9 protein-coding genes are annotated in these 12,400 nt (G+C 48.1%); all 9 read left to right on the forward strand.

What is annotated here, in order from left to right:
- Positions 1-2 precede the first annotated feature (2 nt).
- The 9 genes from QNM19_RS16695 (at position 3) to QNM19_RS16735 (ending at position 12,338) form a co-directional block, all read left to right on the forward strand.
- Positions 3-3,179 (forward strand): hybrid sensor histidine kinase/response regulator, encoded by a 3,177-nt coding sequence (locus QNM19_RS16695; protein ID WP_049865795.1) that lies wholly within the window; start codon positions 3-5, stop codon positions 3,177-3,179.
- Between the two features lie 111 nt (positions 3,180-3,290).
- Complete coding sequence (locus QNM19_RS16700; RefSeq protein ID WP_049865796.1) at positions 3,291-4,238, forward strand: homoserine O-succinyltransferase; 948 nt, start codon at positions 3,291-3,293, stop codon at positions 4,236-4,238.
- 55 nt (positions 4,239-4,293) lie between these two features.
- Complete coding sequence (locus tag QNM19_RS16705) at positions 4,294-5,316, forward strand: homocysteine S-methyltransferase family protein (RefSeq protein ID WP_230090649.1); 1,023 nt, start codon at positions 4,294-4,296, stop codon at positions 5,314-5,316.
- An 11-nt stretch (positions 5,317-5,327) separates the two neighbouring features.
- A complete protein-coding gene (gene metH, locus QNM19_RS16710) occupies positions 5,328-7,958 on the forward strand; it encodes a methionine synthase (RefSeq protein WP_284026955.1) in 2,631 nt (876 codons plus the stop codon).
- Between the two features lie 244 nt (positions 7,959-8,202).
- Positions 8,203-8,790: a hypothetical protein gene (locus QNM19_RS16715; protein WP_049866406.1), complete on the forward strand. Its 588-nt coding sequence runs from the start codon at positions 8,203-8,205 to the stop codon at positions 8,788-8,790.
- A gap of 13 nt (positions 8,791-8,803) precedes the next feature.
- Entirely contained in the window at positions 8,804-9,529 is a 726-nt protein-coding gene (locus QNM19_RS16720) for a hypothetical protein (RefSeq protein WP_049866405.1), read from the forward strand.
- Positions 9,530-9,897: 368 nt separating this feature from the next.
- Entirely contained in the window at positions 9,898-10,068 is a 171-nt protein-coding gene (locus QNM19_RS16725; protein ID WP_164487836.1) for a hypothetical protein, read from the forward strand.
- 183 nt (positions 10,069-10,251) lie between these two features.
- Complete coding sequence (locus QNM19_RS16730) at positions 10,252-11,325, forward strand: YjgN family protein (RefSeq protein ID WP_284026956.1); 1,074 nt, start codon at positions 10,252-10,254, stop codon at positions 11,323-11,325.
- A complete protein-coding gene (locus QNM19_RS16735) occupies positions 11,325-12,338 on the forward strand; it encodes a M48 family metallopeptidase (protein WP_284026957.1) in 1,014 nt (337 codons plus the stop codon). The genes QNM19_RS16730 and QNM19_RS16735 overlap by 1 nt, the downstream gene beginning before the upstream one ends.
- The last annotated feature ends 62 nt before the right edge of the window (positions 12,339-12,400 follow it).

Here is a 12,400-nt window from a genome sequence, read left to right on the forward strand (position 1 = left end):
CTATGCCAACGTCCCTGGCATTTTGGGTGCCTGTGGGGATATTAGTGCTTTGCTTTGCAGTACTGAGCCTGAGCACTATGGTCATTTATACGGGGAGTCGGGATGCAGCTCAATCAAGCCACAAATCACATGCTAATTATCTGCTGCTGACATTGAAACGTCATGTTGAAGTAAACCTGAGTGCCGATAAACCCGAGGAAATTCGGCATGATTTATCTATTATTGGTACGGTTCCGGAAGTTGCAAACATTGCGGTGACCGATGAAACGGGGCAAATACTATTCAGCAATCACTTTGCTGATATCGGGAAATCATTACAGGACGTTGCCAGTCACCATACCAAACAGGCGCTTAAAACCGCGATGAGCAGTCACATGCCATCCATGGTGCTCTCGATGGAGCATAACACACTTGAAGCGCTGCAAAGCTTTGCTTTGCCGTCTGGCACTGAGTTGCGCTCTAGCCGGCTGGGGCTGATTTACTTAAATTATAATCTGGCATTGAGCGAGAAAATGTTGTGGCGCAATATTCGCCTCAATCTGGCATTGATGTGGGTCGGCTGTGGGGGGTTGATCCTGATGGTGATGGTATTGTTAAGAAAAGGGGTTATTGCGCCATTGGGGGAGCTGGCAAGACAGGCGACTTTACTCGCTGATGGCACTTACACACGTCAGAGCGTCCGTTATGGGTTTAAAGAAATTACAACGCTGACAGAGACATTTAACTGGGCTTCCAGTGCCATTAGTGAACACATTGCGCAATTGGATAAAAATAAGTGCGAGCTTGAATCCAGGGTGAAGCTACGTACTGCTGAGCTGCAAAGCGCCAACCTGAATTATGAGCAGGCACAAAAAATGGCCCGCCTGGGTCGCTGGGAGCTCGAATTGGAAAGCGGCTTAGTGCATTTATCCCAGGAGGCCTACGATATTATTGGTGCATCTCCTGCGCAGCCTGTGACGTTAAGCACTTTGTTTGGCCACACTGATGTTGTATCCGAGCCGGCATTACTGGCTATTTTTGATAAGCAGCAACAGCATCATGACTTTAATTATGAGTTGCAAAGTGAGGATACATGCCGTTTTATTCGACTCGTCGCTGAGCGGTGTGAAGACAGTAACACTGGGCACTATAAAATGGTCGGTATTGTTCAGGATATATCTGAGCAGATGCACAAAGAACTGTCATTGATAGAAAATCAGGCGATGACTCGCGCCATCATAGACACGGCTGCGGATGCCATTATAGTGATTAATACTCAGGGAGAAGTTCAGGAGTTTAGTCCGGCGGCGGTGGAGATGTTTGGTTATGCGCCTGATGAAGTGCTGGGTAAAAATCTGCGTATGTTGATGCCTGAGCCCTATCGCAGTAATCATGATCAGTATATGCAAAATTACTTTGATACCGGCGTAAAAAAAGTCATCGACAATAAGCGTGAAGTGACAGCGCGCAATAAAACTGGCCGGTGCTTTCCCATCGATCTGGCTGTTGCCGAAACTAAGGTGGGAGAGGCCAATTATTTTACTGCTATTATTCGTGATATTACGGAGCGCAAAGAAGCTGAGCAAAAGCTTCTGGAAGCAATGCAGGCCGCCCAAAGTGCGACTCGTGCTAAGTCAGAGTTTCTCGCCAATATGTCTCATGAAATTCGCACACCCATGCATGCAATAACCGGGTTAACACATCTGGCACTCAAAATGGATGCGCCGCCCAAAATGCATAACTATCTGAAAAAGATACGTTATGCAGCAGATAACCTGCTGGTACTTCTGAATGACATTCTGGACATTTCTAAGATAGAGGCAGGTAAACTGAGTGTGGAGTCAGTGCCGTTTGGTTTGCAGACTTTGATTGAACATGTCTGTGGTTTGATTGCGGCCCGGGTTGACGAGAAACAACTGAGCTTTGAGGTAAAGCAAGACCCTCAACTGCCTGAAGTCCTTATAGGGGATGCGCTCAGGCTCAGTCAGGTATTGCTGAATTTGCTCAGTAACGCAATCAAATTCACCCCCCATTTTGGCCGTATCACCTTGCAAGTGACTGCAAAAGCGTCGACAAAATCCAATGCTCAGATACTATTTTGCGTGTCTGATACCGGCATCGGTATTTCACCGAGTCAGCTGCAAACTTTGTTTGCCCCGTTTACTCAGGCTGACGCTTCGACCACCCGACAATATGGAGGGACTGGCCTGGGTCTGGCGATCAGTAAAAACCTGGTGAAACTCATGGGGGGCAGGGTTTGGTGTGAGAGTAGCGAAGGAGAAGGTGCACGTTTCTTTGTCGAGATTACATTTCCACTTGGTGAGACTGCAACAGAACCGGGCGTACAAATCGGTGCCAAAATTGAGCCTGGGGCAGTATCAGCAGTACTTGAAAGGGCAACTGTGTTATTGGTGGAAGATAATGATATTAATCGGGAAATCGCACAGGAGATACTAACTGATGTGGGTATGCAGGTGTTCACGGCGGAACACGGAGAGGAAGCGCTGGAGCGGGTACGTGAAGCGGATGTTGATTTGATTCTAATGGACTGTCAGATGCCCGTGATGGATGGGTACACCGCGACCCGGGAGATTAGAAAAATACCGACTTATCGCCAGGTGCCAATTATTGCCCTGACGGCGAATGTGATGCACCATGATCTGCAAGAGATAAAAGCGTGTGGTATGGACGATCACATCGCCAAGCCCATTAATGTTGAGCTGGCTTATCAAAAGATTTACCAATGGCTTTGTCGTCAATCTCAGCCGAGCATGCCCGAGGTGCCAGGTGTGATGGAGCCTGTGCAGCCCTATTCAGCAATACCTGAGCCAGTTCCATCGTATGAAAACGCAAACAGTGATTTGCTTGATATGGCGCAGGGCCTTAAGCATGTGAATGGCAACACAGACTTTTATCGAAAAATGTCCGATAAGTTTATAGTGGCACAAAGCTCGTTTTGCGATCGCCTTGAGCACAGTTTGCAGGATAAGGATTTTGAAGCGGCCGTCAGGATGGCGCATACATTAAAGGGACAAGCTGGGTACCTTGGGCTGTTGCGCTGTGCTGAACTGGCGGCGCAGCTGGAGCAGGCGATTACGCAACAAACGCCACAGCAGGCGAGTTTGCTTCAGGCGCTGGAGGCGACTTTGGCGCGTTCCTGTCAGGCGCTAAAAGCGGCATTGGCAGAGTCTGGGGTGTGAATTTTAATTTAGACGGCTAAACATCTAGAAGTTGAAATTTATTCCCATTGCTTCATAATGTCGCTGGAAAGTGGATCGCGTTACAGAGATCCAGTCACTGAGGGGAATACCATGCCAATCACAGTCACCGACGATTTACCTGCCATTAGTCATTTACGTCACGAGAATGTCTTTGTGATGCCACAAAGCCGTGCCAGTACGCAGGAGATCCGGCCAATGCGGTTGGCCATACTTAACCTGATGCCGAATAAAGTAGAAACTGAAGTACAGTTTATTCGTCTGTTGGCAAATTCACCGCTTCAGGTAAATGTTGATCTGTTGCGTCTGGATACCCATCGTAGTTCTGAAAACTCAGAGCAACACCTTAATATGTTTTATCGCTATTTTTCTGATGTAAGAACAGAAAACTATGATGCGTTGATTGTCACAGGCGCGCCACTTGCGCACCTTGAATATGAAGACGTGACCTACTGGGAAGAGTTACAGGCGTTCTTTGACTGGGCCGAGCATCATGTCACATCGACTCTGTTTTCTTGCTGGGCAGCGCATGCAGGTTTATTCCATCATCACGGCCTGAAGCGTGAGTTGAAAAAAGACAAACTATGTGGCGTGTTTCGCCATCAGTGTTACTTTGAACATGGCGCTTTGACGCGCGGGTTTGACGATGAATTCTTGGTGCCCCACTCACGCTATGGTCATATCGAGGCCAGTAAAATTGATGCCTGCGAGGATCTGGTAACGCTGGCCGGGTCGGAACGAGTCGGGGCCTATTTAATTAAAAATGTGTCGGGTAGCCAAGTGTATATTACCGGACACCCGGAATATGATGCAGATACCCTCAGCAAAGAGTATTTCCGCGATTGCGAAAAAGGTCCAGATGCCCCTAAGCCGGAGAATTACTTTCCAAAAGACGATGCGTCTGCAAAGCCATCCAAGACATGGCAAAGCCATGCTTTTTTGTTATTCTCCAACTGGTTAAACTACTATGTTTACCAGACCACTCCGTACGATATTAATCTGGTTAGCCAGGATGTTAGGACTAACAATTATGCCGAATAAACATATCACCACTGCGGCCGATGGCGCAGCCATTGCTGAGGCGCTTAAAACGGCCATGCAACAGCGTATTTTGATCCTCGATGGGGCCATGGGCACCATGATCCAAAAACATAAGTTTGAGGAGGAGGACTATCGCGGCGAGCGCTTTAAAGATTGGCATGTATTGATCAAAGGCAATAATGACCTGCTCAGCCTGACTCAACCTGAAGTGATCCGTCAGATCCACCGCGAATACCTCGAAGCGGGTGCGGACATTATTGAAACGAATACTTTCAATGCCACCACCATTTCGATGGAAGACTATGATATGGCCAGCCTGAGCCGGGAGATCAACGTCGAGTCAGCCCGGCTTGCACGTGCAGTATGTGATGAGTTCACAGCCAAAGACCCTGGCAAACCGCGTTATGTTGCTGGTGTCCTGGGGCCGACATCAAAAACCTGTTCTATTTCACCAGATGTGAATGATCCGGGCTATCGTAATGTGTCGTTTGATCAGCTGGTGGAAGCGTATATTGAGTCTACCGAAGCCCTGATTGAGGGCGGCGCGGATCTGATCCTGATTGAAACCATCTTCGATACGCTTAACGCCAAAGCAGCAGCGTACGGGGTGGAAGAAGCATTTGAGCGAACCGGTATCACTTTGCCGGTGATGATCTCCGGGACTATCACGGATGCGTCAGGACGCACTTTGTCGGGCCAGACAACCGAAGCGTTTTACAACTCTATTCGTCATATCAAACCTATCTCTATTGGTTTGAACTGTGCGCTGGGCCCCGACCTGTTACGTGCTTATGTCGAAGAGTTGTCACGGGTATGCGAAACCTATACGTCTGTGCACCCTAACGCCGGCTTGCCGAATGAATTTGGTGAGTATGATCTCGAAGCCGATGACATGGCAAAGGAAATCATCGACTGGGGTAAAGAAGGCTTTATCAATATCGTCGGTGGCTGCTGTGGTACCACGCCTGAACATATTAGCGCCTTTGTAAATGGACTCAAGCAGGTCGCGCCGCGTACCTTACCTGAGCTTGAAGTCAGAATGCGCTTGGCGGGCCTTGAAGCCTGTAATCTTAATTAGGAAGTACTGATATGACGCAATCTACAGCCATTTTTACCAACGTCGGTGAAAGAACCAATGTTACCGGCTCGGCGCGTTTTAAGCGTTTGATCCTGGAAGAAGATTACGAAACAGCACTGGATGTGGCGCGCAGCCAGGTCGAAAACGGCGCCCAGGTGATCGACATCAATATGGATGAAGCGATGCTGGACTCTAAGGCCGCCATGGTTAAGTTTTTGAACCTGATTGCCTCAGAGCCGGATATTTCTCGTGTACCAATCATGGTTGACTCATCCAAATGGGAAGTGATTGAAGCGGGCCTGAAGTGTATTCAGGGTAAGGCCATTGTTAACTCCATCTCACTGAAAGAGGGCCGTGAGCCGTTTGAGCGTCAGGCAAAAATCATTAAGCGTTTTGGCGCGGCCGTGGTAGTCATGGCGTTCGACGAAACGGGCCAGGCCGAAACAGCGGACCGCAAGTTTGAGATCTGTGAGCGCTCTTATCGCATTTTGGTGGATGAGCTGGGTTTCCCGCCTGAAGACATCATTTTTGACCCCAATATCTTTGCTGTGGCAACCGGTATTGAGGAACACGACAACTATGCCGTCGAGTTTATTGAAGGTACACGACGTATCAAGCAGAACCTGCCGCACTGTAAAGTGTCGGGCGGGGTGTCGAACGTGTCTTTCTCATTTCGGGGTAATAACCCGGTGCGTGAGGCCATTCACTCAGTATTTTTGTACCATGCCATTCAGGCCGGTATGGATATGGGGATAGTGAATGCAGGTCAGCTAACGGTATATGATGACATTCCGGATGAACTGCGCAAAGCCGTTGAAGACGTGGTCCTCAATACTGACCCCGGCGCGGGTGAGCGTTTGGTAGAGATAGCGCCTAACTACTCGGGAATGGCACAGGCTGAGAAAGCCGAAGACCTGGAGTGGCGCAGCTGGCCGGTGGCCAAGCGTCTTGAACACGCACTGGTAAAAGGCATCACTGAGTATATCGAAGAGGACACCGAGGCGTGCCGCCAGACGTTCGACAAACCGATTGAAGTGATTGAAGGTCCTTTGATGGACGGCATGAATGTGGTCGGTGATTTATTTGGTGCCGGTAAAATGTTCCTGCCCCAGGTGGTGAAGTCTGCACGTGTTATGAAGCGAGCGGTGGCCTATCTGGACCCTTATATTGAAGCTGAGAAACAGGCCGGGGAGAGCAATGGTAAGATCATCATGGCCACGGTAAAGGGCGATGTTCATGATATCGGTAAAAACATTGTCGGTGTGGTGCTGCAGTGTAATAACTACGAAGTTATAGATTTAGGCGTGATGGTGCCGGCAGAGAAAATCTTGCAAACGGCCATTGATGAAAATGCCGATGCTATTGGTTTGTCGGGCTTGATCACGCCTTCGCTGGACGAAATGGTGCACGTAGCGAAAGAGATGACGCGTCGTGGCTTTGAGATCCCATTGCTGATTGGCGGTGCGACTACGTCAAAGGCCCATACCGCAGTGAAGATTGAGCCGCAGTATGATAAGGGCGTCGTTTATGTCAACAACGCCAGTCGTGCGGTGGGTGTGGTTTCCAGCCTGCTTAGTGCCACACAAAAACCGATATTTTTGGAAAAAACCACCAGTGAATATGTCAAGGTACGTGAACAACAGGCGCGTAAAAAGCCTCGTTCTAAGCCGGTAACGCTGGCGCGTGCACGGGACAACGCCGTTAAACTGGACTGGGACAATTACATCCCGCCTGTGCCTAAAAAGCTCGGTATTACTGAGTTTAAAGATGTCAGTATTGCCACTTTACGTGAATACATAGACTGGACGCCGTTTTTCATGACCTGGACACTGGCAGGTAAATATCCGCGTATTCTGGAAGATGAAGTCGTGGGCGAAGAAGCGAAAAAGCTCTTTGCTGATGCGAACGCTATGCTGGATGAGTTAACAGCCAAAGGCAGCTTGCAACCGCTCGGTGTGATAGGTCTGTTTCCGGCCAACCGGGTAGGGGATGACATAGAAATCTATCGTGATGAAAGTCGTAAGGAAGTACTGCTGCGCTCATGTCAGCTGCGCCAGCAGACCGAGAAAACCGATTTTCCTAACTACTGTCTGGCAGATTATATTGCGCCAAAAGGCACGCCGGACTACTTTGGGGCGTTTGCCGTTACGGGTGGCCTGGAAGAGGATGATTTGGCGGATGTGTTCGAGCAGCAGCAGGATGATTATAATAAGATCATGGTAAAAGCGGTTGCAGATCGTCTGGCTGAGGCCTTTGCGGAATACCTGCATGAACAGGTTCGTAAACAGCATTGGGGTTTTGCCAGTGATGAAAATCTCAGTAATGAGCAGCTGATCCGTGAGAATTATCAGGGGATCCGACCTGCACCTGGTTATCCTGCTTGCCCTGAGCACACTGAGAAAGACAAGATCTGGCAACTACTGGATGTGGAAAACCGCATTGGTATGAAACTGACCAGCTCATATGCCATGTGGCCTGGTGCTGCGGTATCTGGCTGGTATTTCTCTCACCCAGATTCTAAGTATTTTGCGGTGGCGGCTATCCAGCAAGATCAGGTTGAAGACTACGCCAAACGCAGCAATATGACGCTGGCTGAAGCCGAACGCTGGCTATCGCCTAACCTTGGCTATGAACCGCAATAATATCAGGTTGTATCATAGCCGTACTCACCTTTATTAGGCGCGTATTTCGCGCCTTTTCTTTTACTTTCAGAATATTATGTTAATTTTCTGCGTGTACATTGCTTTTAGAACTCATTTTTTTGTTACCTTTAGTTACATTTCAACTTGACTGGTTGCGTTTGTCGCAATAAATTGTGCCGCTTTTATTCATGGGGAAAATCAGGGTATGAATGTGAATAGGGCAAGTAAAGGGGCGTTAGTCCTAATGGGTTTACTCGCATTGTCGGGGTGTGAAGGCACGGGTGAAGAAGAAGTCAGTGGTGATATCTCATCGGGTTCAGGCCTGAGTAGCAGCGGGAACAGCTGTAATTTACAGGAACTTATTACGGATGCGGACAGAGAAGCGGCCAATGCGTGTGGTGTACAGGCGTCATCGCAGATAGCAAATGCAGATGTCTATTACACTGCAGCTGTTAAAGCGTGTCGTAGCGGAGAGACTAGCACAGATCCTAAAACTGGTCGCACAACCACATATAAAGATACGTATGATGTTTATAAGCAAGCGTCTGAATATGCACTTACGGTAGTTGACCAGATGAACTGTGGGGCGAATTCCAGTGGGCAAAATAATAACGGTGGCATCATAGTTCCGGATAAAAAAGTAACGCTCTATAACCTGTGTGTTGGTTATATCAATAATAGCACAGAAGCGTTGGCTAATTGCCGTGGACCTGTTGAGCAGTATGACCATTCTTGTGGAGATAATCGTCTGAACTACATTAAAAGCTACGAAACTTCTACAGCCTGCATCACCGAGCGTGATAACTGGCTGAAAAACGCTTTCAGTAATTAATAGGGGAGTACCTGTGAACCGTTACATGTTGCTGACCTTTTTAGTCGGTATGATCTCTGGCTGGTTTCTTCGTGGTACTGTTGAGCTACCACCTGTTGCAGAGGAAAGGGGCTTAGCTGCTGATCTGGTTCAGAGCCCGAGAAGCGAACCGGACAGAGTACTGAGCCAGCCTAAAACAGAGGTTCATAGTCATACAGCGTTTGCAGGTACTCAGCCCATTAACAACACTATGGTCGAAACGGCGATCCGTTTTGCAGATGATGACGCGCTAGTTCAGTTTGCAGCATCTCATGGTATTTTGGATGAAGACAGTTTGCTGCAGATCACGGACGTTCGGTCTGCAGCTCAGCGGCTTGCAGACATTGCGCTCAGAAATGATTTACAAGAGCAAACGGAGCAGCTGAATCATGGTAGTTCTGTGATACTTTTCTCGTCTCAGACAGAGTTTCAGGGCGGGTACGCTGTACAAAATATTTTCCCTGCTAACACAGGCAACATAACCGCCATTTTTGAAACTGGTGCTGATTATGGTCATAAGGTGCTGGTGAAATGGGTAAGAGAAGACGACAATAAAATCATCGTATTTCGTAATGCTGCAATTAAATCTGCAGATAGTCAGCATTTTGTGCGTTACCATAAGTCTCTTTGGCCTGCTGGCCGTTATCGGGTAGAGATATACGCAATTTCTGATCAGTTCCCTTTGTTATCGAGAGGGCATTATCAGGTCATGGACCCTTAACTTTTCCTTGTGTTTGGATAATTATTTAGCTATCATTGCTCCCTTGCTTTAAATAATCTCTTATTTAAAGCGTCATAGAAGTAATGCCCTCTTGCCTTGATCCAGTAAGCCCGCATTAAAAAATTAAGAAGTAGAGCTTATTATAGTCAGGCGATATACCACTGCAGTTGCCCCACCGGGGTCGTTGTGAATGCAGATATTAAGATCGCCAGTACCATTTCCTTTGAAGTGCGGTTCGGTTTGTTGACTCAAAAGTGTCGAAAAATTGGACGCAAATTTTTTCAGGTGTGGTATCAAACTGTCATAAAGCTCGTTTATTGTTTAAAGCGATAGTCGACAGGCTACGCATTATAAAAGTGAGTTTTATTATGTCTTATACATACAACGGAACAGAGATCCGTGTTGAGCAACCAATTCGCTCAATTTCGGTCAACAAATCAAAAGTCGTTTTTGCTGATGGCTCAGGCCGCAAACAAACGCAATTTTCAAGTGGCAGCGAAGCGCGTCACTTTATCAATTGGTTGACCCGTGTCTGCTAAGTAGTTCAGCAGCATCAATCAATACTGAACGCCGAGGTGACTGAGAAGTTACGTCGGCGTTTTGCTTTTTATACATTGCACTGACACGTGCTGTGGTGTATTTTCCCGTAGTTTCCATGGGGACATTCCCGTGAATACATCAATTGTGTGAAAACGTATAATAACGAAAAAAGGAAGCCAACAATGGACTCGACTTCTACTTCTTCTGCTGCCGAACCGGGCAGTCAAATTACGCCATCTCAACTGCAATTCACTGGCAATGCCAAAGAGTATTTTGGGATCTGGATTGTCAATATCTTGCTGACGTTGCTGACCTTGGGTATTTACTCGGCCTGGGCAACGGTGCGTACTAAGCAATATTTTTACGGTCATACTTTACTTGACGGACATCGTTTTGATTATCTGGCTACGCCGATTCAGATCCTCAAAGGCCGTTTGCTCGCTGTCGGTCTGTTTGTTATCTACAGTGTGGTATCTGGCTATTTTCCACTTGTGGGCGCCATGTTAGCGCTGGCTTTGGCACTATTGGTGCCCTGGATGATCAATCAGGGTCTGAAGTTCAGCATGCGTATGACCCGCTTTCGTAATATTCGCTTTGCGTTCAAAGGCAACTATGGCGAAGCAATGGTGAATTTTGTGGTGCTGCCATTTTTCAGTATTTTCACGCTATATTTGTTGCTGCCCTGGGTGCTAAAGCGCATAGACGCGTATATCCACAATAATATTCGCTATGGTGACAAGCCGGTCCGTGTGCAATTAGAGGGTAAAGAATACTATGCAGCTGCTTTACTGGTGGTGTTACTGGGCATACTTGTGATGTTGCTGCTGGGTCTCGCATTGAGCCTGGTAGCAGGTATCAACATTAACCCCGGTGAGCTGGGAGCGGGCAACTTTGGCATGTTCCTGATTGTTCCTCTGTATTTGTTTGTGATTTCCGCATTACAAGGTATTTATCAGGCGCAGATCCGTAACCATATTCTGAACAACGCACAAATTGAGGATGTAGCTGAATTTAAATCGAATTTGGCGCCGCAGCGCTATGCACTTATTCTGGCAACCAACGCTGCTGCGATTGTACTGACCGCCGGCCTGGCCTTCCCCTGGGCTAAAGTGCGTAAAGTTAAAGCACTGGCCGGGGCCACTCAGGTTGTGTTATTACCAGGTGCTGATCTGGTATTGGATAATGCGCAGCAGGCTGATTCTTCTTTCGCTGAGGAAGCTGCGAATGTATTTGACGTTGATATTTCGCTAACCTGATGATTAAAGGATATTTTTATCTGCCTAACAGCAGCCGGGTTCAGGAGGCCTATGTCCGCCTCGGTGATGAGCACATTGCTGTTTATGCGGAGGATGACTGTGTGTTTGAAAGCACACTAACAGCGGTTAATGTAGCCTCTCATCTGCCAGGGCAGGCCAGTGAGCTGACTTTTGCTGATGGCGCACGCTTTGTACCCCATGATGTTGCCTACCGCTGGTCATTTCAGCAACGCAAGAGTGCGTTGCTGGCGCGCCTGGAAAGCAACCTGGCGCTGATCTTATGTGCGCTTGTTGCTACGCCTGTACTACTTTATGCTTTTTTGTTTAAACTGGTCCCAGGCATTGCTGTGACAGCCGTACAGACCATGCCTGATGCAGTTGTAGAGCAAATGGGCCAGCAATCTATGGTGCTTATTGAGCGCACTGTGTTGTCGCCCAGTGAACTGTCAGCGCAAGAGCAGCAAGCTGTTTTTACTTTGTGGCACGACACCGTTTCACAGCTTGGCCTGTCCGCAGAGAAGTACCGCATTGATGTGTATCGTTCAGATCATTTTGGCGCCAATGCTTTTGCTTTGCCCCATGGTCAGGTAGTGGTAACCGATGAACTGGCGCGACGCCTGGGCGATCATCCTGACGCGCTCAGAGCGATTTTATTGCACGAAATCGGTCACGTAGAGCGTATGCACAGTGTGCGTCTGGCATCCCAGGCTGCCGTTGCCAGTATTGCTATCGCGATGCTGGTGGGGGATATGGACATAGTTGCTGAGGTGGTGCTTGGTTCAGGCAGTGCTTTGCTGGATTTGCAGTTTTCACAAAATATGGAATGGGAAGCTGACAACTATGCCCTGATGCAACTTGAGCGTCTGGGCTACAGCGGCGAAGACTTTGCACAGGCTCTGGAGTCACTGGCGTCGCTTGATGAAAAGCAATCGCAAAGCTGGTTAAAGTACTTGTCTACCCATCCTAGTCTGGAAGAACGCATTGAACATGCCAGAAACCACACTGCCCCCTGATAGCCCGGTTAGATTTGGGCCGCAGGTAAGGGGAGTGAGTGATATTTGCTCACCCGGCAAAA

Origin of the sequence: Pseudoalteromonas ardens, from assembly GCF_030125445.1 — a bacterium.
Classification (GTDB): Bacteria; Pseudomonadota; Gammaproteobacteria; order Enterobacterales; family Alteromonadaceae; genus Pseudoalteromonas; species Pseudoalteromonas ardens.